Source organism: Nonomuraea sp. NPDC047529 (genome assembly GCF_040642995.1).
GTDB lineage: Bacteria > Actinomycetota > Actinomycetes > Streptosporangiales > Streptosporangiaceae > Nonomuraea.
In genome coordinates, this window is the sequence record NZ_JBEYTJ010000011.1 from 269,666 (window position 1) to 283,590 (window position 13,925).

At 67.6% G+C, this 13,925-nt stretch carries 24 protein-coding genes; 3 read left to right on the forward strand and 21 right to left on the reverse strand.

What is annotated here, in order from left to right; genetic code table 11:
- Positions 1 to 21: 21 nt before the first annotated feature.
- The 12 genes from ABZ815_RS20560 to ABZ815_RS20615 form a co-directional block, all read right to left on the reverse strand.
- Entirely contained in the window at positions 22 to 849 is an 828-nt protein-coding gene (locus ABZ815_RS20560) for a hypothetical protein (protein ID WP_357700041.1), read from the reverse strand.
- A 472-nt stretch (positions 850 to 1,321) separates the two neighbouring features.
- On the reverse strand, positions 1,322 to 1,870 hold the full coding sequence (locus tag ABZ815_RS20565) for a hypothetical protein (protein ID WP_357700043.1): 549 nt from the start codon (positions 1,868 to 1,870) through the stop codon (positions 1,322 to 1,324).
- Between the two features lie 200 nt (positions 1,871 to 2,070).
- A complete protein-coding gene (locus tag ABZ815_RS20570) occupies positions 2,071 to 2,196 on the reverse strand; it encodes a hypothetical protein (RefSeq protein WP_357700045.1) in 126 nt (41 codons plus the stop codon).
- 11 nt (positions 2,197 to 2,207) lie between these two features.
- The gene (locus ABZ815_RS20575; RefSeq protein ID WP_357700047.1) at positions 2,208 to 2,756 is read right to left on the reverse strand and encodes a hypothetical protein; all 549 of its coding nucleotides are present in this window, start codon (positions 2,754 to 2,756) and stop codon (positions 2,208 to 2,210) included.
- Entirely contained in the window at positions 2,753 to 3,190 is a 438-nt protein-coding gene (locus ABZ815_RS20580) for a hypothetical protein (RefSeq protein WP_357700049.1), read from the reverse strand. The genes ABZ815_RS20575 and ABZ815_RS20580 overlap by 4 nt, the downstream gene beginning before the upstream one ends.
- Positions 3,187 to 3,417 (reverse strand): DNA-directed RNA polymerase subunit alpha C-terminal domain-containing protein, encoded by a 231-nt coding sequence (locus tag ABZ815_RS20585; protein WP_357700051.1) that lies wholly within the window; start codon positions 3,415 to 3,417, stop codon positions 3,187 to 3,189. Before ABZ815_RS20585 ends, ABZ815_RS20580 begins: the two co-directional genes overlap by 4 nt.
- Positions 3,414 to 3,740 carry a hypothetical protein gene (locus ABZ815_RS20590; RefSeq protein WP_357700053.1) on the reverse strand — a complete coding sequence of 109 codons (327 nt, stop codon included), beginning with the start codon at positions 3,738 to 3,740 and terminating at the stop codon, positions 3,414 to 3,416. The genes ABZ815_RS20585 and ABZ815_RS20590 overlap by 4 nt, the downstream gene beginning before the upstream one ends.
- 4 nt (positions 3,741 to 3,744) lie before the next feature.
- Entirely contained in the window at positions 3,745 to 4,155 is a 411-nt protein-coding gene (locus tag ABZ815_RS20595; protein ID WP_357700055.1) for a hypothetical protein, read from the reverse strand.
- Complete coding sequence (locus tag ABZ815_RS20600; RefSeq protein ID WP_357700057.1) at positions 4,122 to 4,562, reverse strand: hypothetical protein; 441 nt, start codon at positions 4,560 to 4,562, stop codon at positions 4,122 to 4,124. Before ABZ815_RS20600 ends, ABZ815_RS20595 begins: the two co-directional genes overlap by 34 nt.
- A 55-nt stretch (positions 4,563 to 4,617) precedes the next feature.
- A complete protein-coding gene (locus ABZ815_RS20605) occupies positions 4,618 to 5,349 on the reverse strand; it encodes a DUF2786 domain-containing protein (protein WP_357700059.1) in 732 nt (243 codons plus the stop codon).
- A 64-nt stretch (positions 5,350 to 5,413) separates the two neighbouring features.
- Entirely contained in the window at positions 5,414 to 6,091 is a 678-nt protein-coding gene (locus ABZ815_RS20610) for a vWA domain-containing protein (protein ID WP_357700061.1), read from the reverse strand.
- Complete coding sequence (locus ABZ815_RS20615) at positions 6,088 to 6,381, reverse strand: hypothetical protein (protein ID WP_357700063.1); 294 nt, start codon at positions 6,379 to 6,381, stop codon at positions 6,088 to 6,090. Before ABZ815_RS20615 ends, ABZ815_RS20610 begins: the two co-directional genes overlap by 4 nt.
- A 525-nt stretch (positions 6,382 to 6,906) precedes the next feature.
- Here ABZ815_RS20615 and ABZ815_RS20620 point away from each other — a divergent pair.
- Positions 6,907 to 7,287, forward strand: a complete 381-nt coding sequence (locus ABZ815_RS20620) for a hypothetical protein (RefSeq protein WP_357700064.1) — start codon at positions 6,907 to 6,909, stop codon at positions 7,285 to 7,287.
- Here ABZ815_RS20620 and ABZ815_RS20625 read toward each other — a convergent pair.
- On the reverse strand, positions 7,277 to 7,915 hold the full coding sequence (locus tag ABZ815_RS20625) for a hypothetical protein (RefSeq protein ID WP_352365947.1): 639 nt from the start codon (positions 7,913 to 7,915) through the stop codon (positions 7,277 to 7,279). The two genes, ABZ815_RS20620 and ABZ815_RS20625, sit on opposite strands and share 11 nt — an antisense overlap.
- Positions 7,912 to 8,064 (reverse strand): hypothetical protein, encoded by a 153-nt coding sequence (locus ABZ815_RS20630; protein WP_352365949.1) that lies wholly within the window; start codon positions 8,062 to 8,064, stop codon positions 7,912 to 7,914. The genes ABZ815_RS20625 and ABZ815_RS20630 overlap by 4 nt, the downstream gene beginning before the upstream one ends.
- 145 nt (positions 8,065 to 8,209) lie before the next feature.
- Between ABZ815_RS20630 and ABZ815_RS20635 the strand changes: the two genes are divergently transcribed.
- The gene (locus ABZ815_RS20635) at positions 8,210 to 8,617 is read left to right on the forward strand and encodes a winged helix-turn-helix domain-containing protein (RefSeq protein WP_357700067.1); all 408 of its coding nucleotides are present in this window, start codon (positions 8,210 to 8,212) and stop codon (positions 8,615 to 8,617) included.
- On the opposite strand, the gene ABZ815_RS20640 is transcribed toward ABZ815_RS20635, so the two are convergent.
- Positions 8,618 to 9,271, reverse strand: coding sequence for a hypothetical protein (locus tag ABZ815_RS20640; RefSeq protein ID WP_357700069.1), 654 nt, complete (start codon positions 9,269 to 9,271; stop codon positions 8,618 to 8,620).
- A gap of 531 nt (positions 9,272 to 9,802) precedes the next feature.
- Here ABZ815_RS20640 and ABZ815_RS20645 point away from each other — a divergent pair.
- Positions 9,803 to 10,690, forward strand: a complete 888-nt coding sequence (locus ABZ815_RS20645; protein ID WP_357700071.1) for a hypothetical protein — start codon at positions 9,803 to 9,805, stop codon at positions 10,688 to 10,690.
- A 126-nt stretch (positions 10,691 to 10,816) separates the two neighbouring features.
- On the opposite strand, the gene ABZ815_RS20650 is transcribed toward ABZ815_RS20645, so the two are convergent.
- The 6 genes from ABZ815_RS20650 to ABZ815_RS20675 are packed head-to-tail and all read right to left on the reverse strand — an operon-like array spanning position 10,817 to position 13,803.
- Complete coding sequence (locus ABZ815_RS20650) at positions 10,817 to 11,122, reverse strand: HU family DNA-binding protein (protein ID WP_357700073.1); 306 nt, start codon at positions 11,120 to 11,122, stop codon at positions 10,817 to 10,819.
- A gap of 55 nt (positions 11,123 to 11,177) precedes the next feature.
- A complete protein-coding gene (locus ABZ815_RS20655) occupies positions 11,178 to 11,738 on the reverse strand; it encodes a hypothetical protein (protein ID WP_357700075.1) in 561 nt (186 codons plus the stop codon).
- Positions 11,735 to 12,043 (reverse strand): hypothetical protein, encoded by a 309-nt coding sequence (locus tag ABZ815_RS20660; RefSeq protein WP_357700076.1) that lies wholly within the window; start codon positions 12,041 to 12,043, stop codon positions 11,735 to 11,737. The genes ABZ815_RS20655 and ABZ815_RS20660 overlap by 4 nt, the downstream gene beginning before the upstream one ends.
- Before the next feature lie 55 nt (positions 12,044 to 12,098).
- A complete protein-coding gene (locus ABZ815_RS20665) occupies positions 12,099 to 12,707 on the reverse strand; it encodes a DUF6349 family protein (protein WP_357700078.1) in 609 nt (202 codons plus the stop codon).
- Positions 12,704 to 13,201 (reverse strand): hypothetical protein, encoded by a 498-nt coding sequence (locus tag ABZ815_RS20670; protein ID WP_357700080.1) that lies wholly within the window; start codon positions 13,199 to 13,201, stop codon positions 12,704 to 12,706. Before ABZ815_RS20670 ends, ABZ815_RS20665 begins: the two co-directional genes overlap by 4 nt.
- The gene (locus ABZ815_RS20675) at positions 13,198 to 13,803 is read right to left on the reverse strand and encodes a hypothetical protein (RefSeq protein ID WP_357700081.1); all 606 of its coding nucleotides are present in this window, start codon (positions 13,801 to 13,803) and stop codon (positions 13,198 to 13,200) included. Before ABZ815_RS20675 ends, ABZ815_RS20670 begins: the two co-directional genes overlap by 4 nt.
- Positions 13,804 to 13,925 lie beyond the last annotated feature (122 nt).

Here is a 13,925-nt window from a genome sequence, read left to right on the forward strand (position 1 = left end):
AGCAACTCAACCGCTGCGACCCTACGACGCCTCGTCCTCGTTGACAATGCGCTGGACCACCCGAACCGGGATACCCGTGATCTCGGCGATACGGTTCCGCGTCACCAGGCTCTTCTTCTCGGCGGCCGGAACGCCCTCAGGTGGAGCCGCCGCAACACGGATCGCGACGTGCAGGCGAGTCGTCGGCTCGGCCATCGCCCGCTGGTACGCCTCGTCGGCAGCTTGTTTGGCCTTCGCGTACTCCTCTGCCACCGTCTGTAGATCCCGTTCCGCTTCCGCGCGTTGCTCTGCCGGGGGGAGCCGCCCGGGGTGTCGCCTGGCCATGGTCAGCATCGTAGTCGCCTGGTGCTCGTCGGCGATCTCCTTCACACGGCGGTGATATTCCTGCCCGGTCCAGAGGCTGTTGCAGCCGCCGACCCGCAGGTCGCACTCGATGTACGTCTCCCCGGCCACCTGGATCAAGGCCCGGAGGTCGCATGACGGGCATGGGCCCGTCAGGTAGTCCACCTGCACCCGCCAGGGAGCGAGTGCGTGCGCGGTCCGGCGCAGCCCCGCCAGTTCGTCGCACATGTCGCTGATCCACGGTCTGGCGGCCGGCCACTCCAGATCCTGGGCCAGCCACAGGGCGAGGCCGGTGATCGACGTGTGGCTCGGGTACATCAAGCCGCGGTGCTCGGCGATGAGCCACACCCAGGACTTCAGGACGTGCTCGATGTGAGCGACGTGATCGAGGACGTCCAGCCTGATCGGCACCGGGGCCTCGCGACTACCGGAGACCTTCGGCCCTCCCCCGCTGCCGGGCGCGACATGGTAGGACAGCCATCGTTCAAGCGTGGGCGTGATCCGCACGTCGCGCTCCAGCCGCGTCTGGCAGGACGTGCAGATGAGCCAGCCGGATGCGGCCTGGCGGGGACCCCGCTGTCCACCGCAGCGAGGGGCGACACACAGCGGGGCCTCGCTCAACACTCACGCTCTCTTCCAGGCCAGAAGGGGATGGCAAGTCGATAGCCTATCCGCTAGCTATTAAATACGACAGCGTTCCTCATGACCTCCGCGATCTCTCTGGTGGTCCAGTCGCGTCCTGCCCGCCGCACCCGTCTCGGCCATCAAGTGGAAGTTCTTGCCGACCAGGACGGGTGGGACGCCCTCGCTACGCGACCGGTGAGAGTAAGCAGCCTGGCCATTCTCCGCGTCATGTTCCCGTCTTGGGGCTGCTGCTCGCACGCGCTCGGCAACACCTCACGGTGGTGAGTCAAGAAGCACATGCCTTCACCTGTGGATCTGAGTCTCTCGCGAGTCTGCGCGTCAAGAAGCCGGAGCCTCACTGATCGGAATCGGGCAGCGTTAGCCCACGACCAGTGTGCTGATCGCTTATGAAGAGACCGGGTACTTTCAAATCCTGGCGCGCGCATTGATGCAGGCGATTGATCGCCGCAAATACTGCTCTGTGCAGTGAACGCCATTCTTCAAGTGAACACTCAATTCGACGTCGGGCCGCCCAGTCGATGCGGGCTGCGGCCATATTCACCTCGTGCGCCTTTTCGATGACTTGATCATTGGCTAACAGCATTACTCGCTCAAATGCCACGGCGCGTTGGCCTTCTGCTGCTGTAAGTGCATCTAGGAGCTGCCCCCATTGGCCCCCTGGGGAGTCAGGTTCACGCGGGCTTTCATAAAGACGTACAGCGGAGTAGATGCATGATCGGACCTTCCCGATGTAATCGGCATACGCTTCAAGGTTGCGTTCGTCCCATCTGATCTGCAGCTGTCGCCGGTGCCGTGACCGTTCGGTGGCAGAATTCGTCGCGTATGTCACGACTGCGCCTACTATCACTGCCGCAATCGTTATAACCTGCGTGAGTAGATTCACCAGCCCCTCCTCCTCTGATCACCAACATACCCACTCATGTCGGTGGCGTGTATGCGCCGCTTCGGCGAGCCTATCTAGCGTGAGGTTCTCCTCTGGGCAAGAATATAAACGCCATACACCATCTCTGTGTTACTGCTTTCGCATTATGATATGGCCGGAACTCGCGCAGGGCCATACTCGCACCGCCCCGTCCACAAACGCTAAGCTCCATCGCGATGGACGACCTGGCATTTCTGTTGCAGACGGGCGCGCTGCTGCACCCCGTCCAGCGGCTCGATCGCGATGATCGAGCCGCCGATCTTGCGCCGGTAGCCGTGGTAGATCATGTCCGGCTACATCAGAGGGGCCCGTACTTGTTGTCGAGCTTGTGCCAGATGGCCTCGCCCAGCTTGACGATGCCGTCCGGGTCGGTGAAGAAGTCCAGCGCCCACGCGAGCTGCTCGCCGCCCTCCTCTCCTGCCGCGCACACGGCCAAGGCCGGCCGCACCAGCTCGGCCACCTGATCGCTGGTCAGCCCGAGCTTGGCATACCGGTCGAGGTCGAACCGCTGGTTGAGGTCGGCGACGATCTCGCGGGCCGTCTGCCGGTCGGCGTCGACGTCGTTCTCCTCGATGGGAGTGACTGCGATGACCTTGCCGTCGTCGCTGTCCTCGAAGGAGTAGGCGATGTCGAACAGTCCCTGGCGGGCTCCGTCGTCGATCTCATCTCGGGTAGCCAGCTCCGTGCACATCAGGGCCGCACGATAGACGGAGACAGGGTCCTCCTGCTCGCCGCTGACGGCTGTGGGAATGATCTCCACATTGACGTAGGGATTGTCAGGCGCGGCACCAAGCAGGGTGACGACCTGCTTAATTCCCTCGCGTCCGATATAGGCGTCGATGCTCATTGGCAGCAATCTCCTTCCAGGAGGCACCCGTACCGGTCACACCGGTCGTGCGGGCAGTTCGGGCCGTGCGCGGACACGCACCCCCGGGGGTCATCGACGGCGATCACCGTCACCTCCGGCGCGAGCTCCGCCGGGGGCTCTTGGGCAACTTCAGCCAGCTCGACAGGCGCGGGGCCGGCCGGTGCGGGCGGGGCAGGCTCGGCGCGGAGGCGGAGCATCGCGTGGGCGATCGCACCCACGGGCCCGCGGTGCTGGCCACCCGCGCGGAGATACTCCTCGGCGCAGGCGCGCAGGAAGGCGTACCTCAAGGTGCCGTCAGCGTTGACGCCTTGCTCGACGGAGGTGTCGGCGAGGCGGGCGGCCACCTTGCGCACGATGGGGTCCAGGGTGAGTTCGTCCACGGCGCGCAAGTAGTGGGCGGGCGGGTGGGTCACCGCGCCTCCCACTGCTGGAGCGCGGCCTTGAGCATGTCGAGGCGGCGCTCACCGAACTGAGGGATTCCCAGCAGTTCGGCGTCACTGCGGGCGCGCAGTTCGCCGATGGTCGTGATGCCCGCGTTCTTCAGTGGGGTGGTGACGTGCCAGGTCAGGCCCGGCAGTGTTGCCTTGATGTTCGCATCTGCGGGTAGGCCGGTCTGCGCGATGAGCTCGGCGACGGTCACAGCACCTCCCACTGGCCGGTGCGGGTGTTGAGGTAGTGGATCTCAGCCGACCCGGTGTCGCTCTTGGCCCAGTCGAGCGGCGCGAACCACAGCTCGCCGCCCTCCTGTCCCGGCGGGACGATGATCCGGCCGGCGTAGTCGAGGTTGCCGTCGCCGTCGTAGAGCCGCCACGGCGTGCCTTCGCCCGCTTTCAGACGGCGGGTGAGCTGGTAGTGCGTGGTGAGATCGGCGTTCGCCGAAGCGATGAACCTGTTGGCCCGGGACTCTTCGGGCCTGATCGCGATGTGATCTTCGGTGATGATCCAGGCGTGGGGATCGGCCATCTCGTCATCTCCTTCGGTGGGTGGGGTGGTGCAGGAAGTGCGGCTGCTTGTCGCCGCCATGGATGCGGATCGCGTACTCCTCTTCGGTGGTGAGCACGATCGCCCGCAGGTACTCGATGCCTTCGGACAGGGCACGGCGGATGCGGTGCCAGCCGTCGATCGGGAAGTGGCCCGCGTCAGCGATGAGGACGACGATCAGAGGCTCGTCCAGGTCCACAGCGTTCGCGTGGTCCCTGTCGGTCGCGATGAGGCTGAGGATGCCTGCCCAGTCGGCCGGGGCCAGCCTGCCGTTCGGGTCGCGTCCGGCGGCCAGCGCCTTGGCGGCGGTGACGTCCCAGGCGTAGGCCAGCATGTGGAACGTCTCGCCAGGTGGTGCGCCGGTCACCGCGCCGGGCCCGGCGGGGCGATCTCGCACTGCTCGGGACCGCCCGCCTGACGGATGGCGTCGGCGAGCTGGGCGTGCAGGTGGTGCGCCTCTTCGGCGCTGAGGGCATGCCTGGGCAGGTTCAGGACGACGCTGGCGCCGGTCCAACGGGCCATCAGGTCGGTGCTGTCGCTGGGCTGCGAGCCGGGCGGCCGGTCGGCACAGCAGATCAGCCAGTCCTGCATCATGGGGGCAGGGATGGTGCCTCGGATGAACAGCGTGAGCTTCCCGTTGTTGTCGCGGTCGAGCCCGATGAATCGGACGAGCATGCGCCGCTTGTACTCCTCCTCGCGGTCGCCCCAGGCGATGGCGACCCGCCCCGTGTCGAGGTGGCCGGTCAGATGGTGGATGGCGGACATGATGCCCGCCGTGGTGGTGAGGTCGAAGCGAACTGCCACGATGCTCCTCCTGAAGGGGGCGGCCCCGCTTACTGCGAGGCCGCCTGCGGTTTCGCTAGCGGATAGATGCTGTAGGGCTGGTGTCGAGGCGGGTGCCGCCTACGTCGGCGCGTCGGCCGGCCTCGGCGCCTCTGTGCCAGGCGTCGTTGTTGACCTTGACCTTGCGGGCCCGACGCAGGTTCGGGTAGAGCTTGGCGAACAGCGTGTCCACGACCTCGTCGTTCTTCAGAAGCACGACAGCAGTGCTGACCTCGCCGGGCTTGTCCTGGGCGGCCTGCTCGTCGGCGGCGTGCTTCTCGGCCGCTTCGAGCTTGGCGGTCGCTTCGGTGATGAAGCCGAACATCCACGAGCGGAGGTAGACGGTTTTCGACTCCCCCTGTGGGATGCGCTGCTGGGCCATGCCGCCGAGCATCTGCAGCAGCAGGCTTGGGTAGAGCAGCTCAACCCTGTCCAGGTCGTAGGCGAAGCCGACCATTTCCACGGTGGCGTCCTTCAGGCCGGGGACGCGCATGGTGACCGTGCGACACCGCAGGGCCTTGGCGACGTTGTGGAGAAGGACGGCCTGTTCCTTGCTCCACGGATGGGGGCAGGCGATCTCGCGGAGCTGAGGCTTCTCCCGTCCCGAGGAGAGGTAGCCGAGGCGGGCCTGGTCGATGCCGTACTTGGCCATGAGGGCGCGGGCCGCGGCCATGAAGGTTTCGCGTTCGTGCTCGTTGGTGGTGCCTTCGGCCTTGGCCAGTGCTTTGCGGATGCGGTTGAAGGTCCTCTTGCTGGCTTCGGTGGTCATGGGTCTCCGTTCTTCGGGAGGTGGTGGGCGCCCTGCCGGGGGTAGAGGCAGGGGCGCGGGGTGATCAGTGGCGGGTGGCGTTGCGGTCGTCTGCGGTGAACCCGCCCCCGCGAGAGACCATTCGTCCCGCGCGGGTCAGTGTCTCGGCGGTGCGGTGGGAGGAGTACGACAGGGTCGTGTCCGCTCCGATCCCCATGTCGCCAGCGGCGGCGAAAGCGTCCTGATCGGCACCGAGGAACACGAAGACCCACCCCTTGGCCTGCAGCTCGTTGATGAGGCGGCGGACCTGGCGGCGAGAGCGCCACTCGGTGGAGGCGTTCTCCAGACCGTCGGTGAGGATGACGACGGTGATGCGGCCAGGCACGTCGCTGTCGGGCATGGCGTCGAAGTGGGCGCGCTTGGTGGTGAGGGTGGAGCCGACGGCGTCGAGGAGAGCGGTCATGCCCGTGGGGTGAAGGGTGTAGTCCGGGACATCGGCCAGCCGGGAGTACTCGTAGACGGGCTCGCAGTGGTTGCTGAACTGGTAGAGCGAGACGTAGGTCTCGCCCGGGTTGGCGGCCTGCTCGGCAAGGAATGCCTTAAGGCCGCCCTCAGTGTCGCTTGCGACAGTCAGCATGCTGCCGGAGCGGTCCAAGATCACCGTGATGTCGTGGCGGTTGCTGTTAGGCACGTTGGTCCCTTTCAGGGTGGAGGTGAGAGGTCGGCCGGACGGCCGGGCTCTGGGCTTGCGCAGGCTGGTCACTCAGCGAACAGCGCGCGGCCGTCGAGGAGTTCGACGGTGGTGTTCGTCTCAGTGGCCAGCTCATCGAAGGCGCCGCGGTTGGCGTCCCACCAGGCGGCATCGACAGCCCGGTAGCCGGCGTGAGCGCCGTTCTGGTCGCGCAGGGTGAAGGCGACGGCCTGGCGGACGTCGAGGACGACGCCGGTCCGGGGGCAGGTGATCTGCTGGGTGATGAGGTGCTTGAGGGTCATGCGGTCGGCGGCGGTGTCGGGTGCGAGGTCGCCGAGGAGGGTGCGCATGATGTCGTGCATGTGGCTCCGTTTCGGTATCGGCTAGCGGTCACGCTAGCGCTTACAGTCCCTCGGTCGGGGGTTGGGGTTCCGGGGGGTGATCACTGTCTCAGAAGTCGGTGCGTTGTTGCAATGACTCTGAGAGATGCTGAGAGGTTCTTGTGGACGCGGTTCCCGTTCGGGGTGAGCGATTCCCTCGCAGTGCGGGGTATGCGCGTCAGCGACGCTCTGAGGGGTTCTCGGGTGATGTGCGCTGACCTGGTCAATTGCTTGCGGTCCAGCTAGCGCACAGCGTGCCGCAGTTGCGAAAAACGCGCATCGGCTGAAGACTGATGCCAACCGTGATCCGCGACTCAACGGAGGCGACACCCCCCGATGGCCAGGAAAGCTGCGAAGTCCCAGCAAGGGCCCGGCACTCGCCAGCTCGCCGTCGTTGACGTCGCCGGCAAATCGGCGGGCACGTCCAACTCGCAAGCGAAAACGCCAGTTGCGCGGCGCACAGCCCCGAAGGACGTGTACCGGCTCACGGTACGTACCACTCCCGAGATGAACGCTAGGCTCACCACCGCTCATCAGCGCTTTCACCTGGGGCCCCAGCCGATCGTGATCGAGGCGCTCAACGCCTACGCCGATGCCCTCGACGTCCCGCGTGACCTCCCGATCCCCCACCCGGAGGACCGGCCCCGCCGCGCAGCCCCCGTGAACCAGGACCGCAGGAGTCGCAGCCCCAGAGGCGTCAGGCGGGAAGAGCCTCCGAAGATCGGCACCCGGCTCGACCCGCTGACCGACGCCCGCCTCACCGCCGTATGGGAGCTCACCGGCGACGGCCCCGAGAGAATCGTCAACACCGCACTCAACGTCTGGATGAGCCGCAAGGGCATCCGAGGCTCGGGCACTGGTACCGCTTCGGCGTCGATCAGCGCGTGACGGTAAGGGGCGGGTCGGCTGCCCGCATGTCCACGAGGTGCACGACCATCTGCTTGGCGAGCGCCACCGGGTGCCTGGCGAACTCGTCCCAGCCGACGAACACGTTCTTGGCCTCCCTCACCGGGCCCAGTACGCCGGGGCGGAACAGGTCCGCCAGAACGCCGGCCGGCTCCGTCCGGGCCACCGTGTAGGCCGTGCTGGAGCTCTGGAGCTGCGGGCACCACTCCAGAGACAGGCTGATGCAGTCGCGGCAGGTGGGCGGCGCGTTGGTCAGTCGATCGAGCTCGCTGGCGACGAAGTTGGTCTTCGTGACCACGTAGGAGATCCTGCCCGTCTCCGGGATCACCGCTGATCTCCGGCACACCTGGCAGAGGTTCTTGCGCATCATCGTCCACTGCCGCTTGTGGTTGAGCATGCGCCACATCGGGTCTCCGCGCATCGTGTCATGGACACGGCCCAGCAGAATGCCGCGCCGCCAGTCCGTGCGGGGATTGACGTTGACGTGCTCCAGGCGCATCGCGCCTTCGGATCCTGTGTGCCGCCTGAAGATCAGCTGCTGATAGACCGCCTCCTCCGTCCTGGCGAGAATCGCCGGGACCGGCATGCCCGCGGCGGTGCGGTCAATCACTGCACCTCCAGCTCTTCGCTGAGGCGCACGCCCTGCGGATCCACCTCCCCTGCCTCCAGGAGCATGCATAGCCGCTGCCGGTAGCTGATCTCGGCCAGCGCGTCTTCCAGGCGGATGAGTTCTTCTTCTGGTCCCCAGCCGTATGCCATCTTTTCGTCCTCGTCACGCTGGGGGCGCCCACGGGTAGATGGGCCCCCGGGTTTCGGAAAGCCATTAAATCGCAACCTTAGCGCTTAAGCGCTAAGACGCTATGGAGGAACGGCGCTATAGCCCTGATGTCATCGCCATGTGACCTTGGACCACACAGCTGATCGCCCGCTGTTCAAGCAGCTCGCCGATGTGCTGCGCCAGAAGATCCGTGACCGGGCCCTCGCGCCGGGCGACAAGCTGCCATCCCTGCACCGCCTGGCAGCCGAGTACGGCGTGAGCGTCGCCACGGTGGAGGACGCTCTCGCCGAACTGCGCGGTGAAGGACTCATCGAGTCACGCAAGGGCGTGGGCAGCTTCGTCCTGGAACAGGCCGACCGTCAGACCGTCACCGTGGAGGGGCCGGCCGTTGTGCGCGCTCGCATGCCGACGCCGGACGAGCGGCGCGACCTCGGGCTGCCCGCGCAGGGTGTGCCCGTCCTGGTGGTCGAGGAGGACGGCCAGGAGCGCGTGCTCCCGGCCAATCGAACGAGGCTGGAGATCCCGCCCCGCTAACTACTTGGGGCGGCGCAGGCCCTCCCGGCTCGCGATGCGTGCGAGATGCTCCACCTTGATGCCGAGTCTGCGGGCGATGTCCACCGTAGACTCGGCGGTGGGGTACGAGGCGCGCAGGTCCGCCATCTGCTCGTCCGTCAGCCTGATCTTCGGCAATCGGCCCTGGCCCCGCCGGTTGGGCCGGTGGACGCCGGCGTCGGATGCGAGCCGGTAGACGGTGGCCGTGCTCACGTCGAAGTCGGCCGCGATTTCGGCCACGGTGCTGTCCAGGTCCTCGGTGTAGCGGCGCAGCAGCTCCGAGCGTTCTTCCTGTGCCAGCGGCGGCTTGAGCCCCTCGTCCGCATCCTGTTCGGAAACTGGCTGCGACTGCTGGTCCTGCCATCGGCCGTGCAGGTCGGCGATCAGGTCCTGCACGGCCTCTCCCTGCACTCGCGCGTACCGAGTGGACGCGCGGGGCACCGTCAAACCGGACAGCCTGCGGGCCTTCCAGCCGACGACGGCGCCGGTCGTGTCGCTGCGGATGGGCTCGATGCTGCCGATCCGCTCCCCTGCCACGAGCACCGTCTTGCGCACCGAGCCGCGCCGGGGGTCGAGCTGGTAGGCGTCAAGCTGCGCTGAGCTGTACCACTCGGGACGCCGTACAGGGTCGGTCATGGCCTTGCTTTCTACCACATCGGCGGCGCGCGCTTGCGTTCTCCCTCAGGAGCGCGTCCCGTCAATCACTCTCGAACGCTGCGGGCGACGCGCAATGCGTTTACCTTCAGAGCATGATGGCGGCTTGGGTTGCGGCGTTGTGGGGCCTCGCTGGCGGGCTCTGCGTCGAAGCCTTGGAACTGCACAGTCGGATCAAACGATCCAAGAAGTGGTCATGGAAGCGACCGATCCCGCAGGGGCGGTCAGCTTATTGGACCTCTGTAGCGATACGGGCTGGACTGGGCGCGGTGCTCGCAGCAGCAGCCGCTGCCAGTGGCCAGGTAGCTGGCCCAATCGCCGCGCTGGGGCTCGGTGTAGCAGCTCCTCTGGTAGTTGAGAAGCTGGCCCGTCTATACACGTCCGCTCTGGGGCAGGCTCCCGATCATGTCCAAGCTGCCCTTGAGCCGGCTTCGATCGATTCTTCATCGCCTACCAATGGGATGCCCCGGGTAGTGCCCACGGTGTCGGCCGACCCGGTAGGGGAGGGCACCGATGTCCGCTGAGTCGTCCTTCGGCAAACGCCTGCGGGCCGCGCTGGTTAGATGGGACGAATACACCTCAACATCGCCAGGACCGCAGGCAGTACCGGTATCCCCGTCCGGTCCAACACGCTCATCATTTGGTCAACGACTGATCGCGGCCCTCGCCCGATGGGACGACCTCCCCCAGAACAACGCCTCCCGATCCCGCGATCGCGCGTCCGAGAGTGAGCTGGTCAAAAAGCATCGTCTCCCCGCCAACGATGATGACCAGTACGTCAAGCGGGTCGCCGAACTCCTGGCTAGGTCACGTCCGGAAGAGAAGCCAGACGAGCGCGGGAAGCAGCGGGCGCCTGAGGTGTACGTCGCCTCGCGACATCTAGATGCTACGCAAGCGCAGAGCGGCGGCAACACACGTAGCAAGGGCCCGTCGAGGGTGTTCGATATCGTCCGGGATGTGGTCGCCGAGATCGCGCCCGAGGAACTCGTACTCGTGGACGGGCTGGCCGGTCTCGACCACAACGCGGTCAGGCGAATGCTGGGCGGTCGCGGCGGTCAGCGCGAGCCTCTTGGATTCGCCCTTGGCGCGCTGGTGACTCCGATCGTTTGGTTGGGGGTTGACGAGCCCGCGCGACGGATCGCAAGTGCTGCCGAAAACGCAGCTAGAGGAACGAAAGCCATCCTGCGCAAATTCATGCGCAGGCCGGCGGTGGACTCTGTCATGCCTGAGCTGACGCGCAAACAGCTCGCCGAAATCCACCAGCAAATTCTTAGGACCGCCCTAACGCATGGACTGGAGGACGGTCGCGCGCGGCAGGTTGCTGACGCAGTAACCGGCAGGCTCGCACTAGTCGCCCAAGGAGACGACGCCGCTGAACGGGATGACCCGGACCACAACTGAGAGGCGGAGTCGGGATAGCGGCGTGTGACGAGGTCCCGCCTTCCAGGATGGCTTTTGAGACATCCTTACGCGCAAGCCTATTAGCGCGCGGCCCGAGCAAGCTGCCCGAGCCGCGCACTAATAGGGTTACGGCTTGCGTGAGGCGGCCGCGGTCTCCAGCTCGCTGCCGACCTTCACCTTCACGCTCCACCGGGCCTGCCGCTGGACCTCGCTGCCCGTCTTCGGGTTGCGGAAGGTGCGCGCAGGCAGCAGGTGCGGCTTGATGCTGAGGAACCCGGTGATCCGCACCTCGCGGCCGACGGCGGCCTGCCGGTTGATGACGCCGACGAGGGCAGCGACCGCGTCGGCGGCCACCTCCCGGTTACCGATCAGCTCGCCGATGGCGGCTATCAGCTCGGTCTTGCCCATGGGCTTGTTCGTGGTGGTGGCCATGTGTGATCCCTTCACGTTGTTGATCGGAAATGTACGCTAGCGAGTTCGCTAGCGGCTAGCACCGGACCTCAGCCCAGCGTTCGACGGAGTCGAGCGCGGCGCGATGTCTGGCGGGTACGGGGGCGACGGGGTGGCCGAGGTGGTCGGCGCCCATCGCGGCGCGGATCAGAGCCGCGGCCTGACCGCTGGTCAGCCTGCGCTCTTGGCCGTAGCGGTCGGTCAGCCGCGCCAAGACGGTGTCCTCGAAGGGCAGCGGGTCTGTGGCCCGGTTGACGCCGGTGGCGTACGTGAACGCCGTGTCGTCGTCGATCACCGAGATCGGCCGCAGGTCGCCGACCAGGTCCTTGACGACGTGCCACCACAGGCCGTGGCTGTCCCACCGATTGCTGCCGTCCTGCTCGCCGGGCTGGTTGACCACGACGAGGACGGGGTTGAACTGGGCGACGGTGAGCCCGATGTCGCGCGCCATCCAGTGATGGCGACGGATCAGCTCAGGCGTCGACGGACCGTAGCCCGCCGAGGGGGTGCAGCGGTGGACGGTGATGCCGTAGTCGGTGGTGATGGCGACGTGGGAGGTCGGCAGGCCGAGGTGCATGCCGACCACGTGGCCTCTCACGGCCGCTCCTGAGCGGCGAACAGCCGCTCGGCGAAGTCGGGCAGGTCACCCCACGGGGTACCGCGGTGGTTGGCCTGGTGCAGGCGCTTGAGCAGCCAGCGCGCGCCCGGCGTGAACATGTGCCTGACACGGTTGGGTGCGTTCTGGATGTCGCAGCCGGACGGCAGGTCCTCGACGGTGAGGCCCCGCGTCTGCAGCAGGGCGACCGCGATGCAGGCGTGCGGCTCATGCTGCCTGCGGTGGGGAGAGGCGCCGGTGCGGCCGGGATCCTCGGCGGCGATCCCGACGAGGGCCCGGATCAGCATGCCGTGGCTGATGGGGTTGTTCCTGCGTCGCCGGCGTCGCGCCGGTGGAGGGCTGTCAGGCGGCGTGGAGTCGGGCATGAGGGGTTCTCCCTTCGAGGGCGGGGATGAGGGGCGAGGCTGTGGGTGAGGGGGCAGGGGTGGCGGGCACGGACGCGTGCACGGGAGGGAGAGCGGGCAGGTCGTATCCGCGGCCGCCGGGCGCCCTGTGGGGCAGCGGCATGCGGTCGGCGCGGTCAGCGCGGATGGTCAGGATCGGGCCGCCGCGGGCGAACCAGCCTGCCGGGTAGGCGGCCGTGACCTGGTTGAGCCACCGCTTGGCAGGCCCCGACTTCGGGCGGGGGTGCACGGCGGGCAGCGCCCGCCACCCGGGGTGGGTGTGATCGTGGGCGGCCTCGACGGCCAGGAGCACGTGCGCGAACTCCTGCTCGCTCTCCCAGGTGCAGCCCAGACACGCTCCGAGGAAGCGGCGCGGGGAGACGCCGGACTGGAACAGCACGGTCGGCAGGTGCTCCTCGGCGCGGATCAGCGGCGCGTGGGCTTGGCCGAGCACGTTACCGGGATGGGTGATGTAGATGGCCCACACCCCGGTGGGCCGGTGGGTGAGGGAGCGGTAGTGCAGGTGGCGGGCGACCGCGCCGCGCGGCTCGTGGTCGTGGTCGGTCACGCCGGGCCGTCCGGCACGCTGTGCTGGCGGTCCTGCGTGGCGATCGCCCATGGGTCGTCGGGGAAGGGCGGCTCGTCGGCGAACAGGCCGCCATGGCCGGTGTCGTCGGCCGGAGGCGGTGGCGGCGTATACCGGTCGTCAGGGAAGGACTGACAGGCCGGGGTGCAGGCGACCCCGGCCGGGTTGCCGCAGTCCATCAGGCATTCGTACGGGTACAGCGTCTGCGAGCAGATCCAGGAGACGGCCTCATCCGCGTGGTGGGTGACGCGGGACGGGCCAGCGTCGCGTCCGGGCAACGGCGGCGGCGCGATCACGTACGCGGGCCCCAGCGGGGTGGTCTCGATGGTGACGTGCGTGATGGGCCCCGAGTGGAACTCTCTCGCACGGCCTGACCGCACGTCGATCGTGCCGTTGGTGTGGAGACGGGAGAACAGCTCCTGCTGGTCCAGGAGGAGGCGGAGGGCGGTGGCTGCCTCCAGCGGAGTCTTGGTCATCGAGGTCCTTCCGAGGGGCTGGTCAGGAGGTGGCTGTTGGCGTCCAGCCAGTCCGTGGCGCGGAAGCGCTGCGCGGTGCTGGGGATGATGGCGACGAGGTAGGCCAGGACGCCTCCGGAGATCGCGCCGAGGAGGGGCGGCAGCATGTGGCGGATGAGTGTCCGGTCAGGGTTCACGCCGAGGATGCGGTCTTCCATGAGGGTGTAGCGGTCCATGACCACGAGCCCGGCCCGGCCGCCCGCATGCGCGAGTCTTGGGCAGGCCAGCAGGGAGAAGACCGCGCAGTCGAGGTGCAGGCCCGGTTCGACGCTGTAGGGCATGTCGCGTGTGCCGACCATGGCCATGGGGCCGGTGATCGTGCCGCCGCAGGTGCCGCACAGGCGGTCACGCATGGCTTGGCGCTGCCGGACGACACAGTTGACGCCGAGGGTGGCTCGTCCCTGGCCGGCGGCGCAGTCGCAGGCCAGCATCCGGCCGAACTGCTCGTCGACGGCGACGGTCTCGGTGCGGCTGTTCCACTCGGCGACCCACGGGACAGGGAATCCGCGATCTTGCGGCAGTGCCGCGATCTGCGGCGGCATGGGAGGCAGGTTGCGCTCCATTGGTCTCCTCGAAGGTGAGGGGGCGTGGGGCGGCGGGGGGGGGGGGGCCCGCGGGGGGGTGGTGGGGTGGGGGTGGGGCGGCCGGGGGGGGGGGTGTGCTGGTGGGGGGGGGGGGGGGGGGT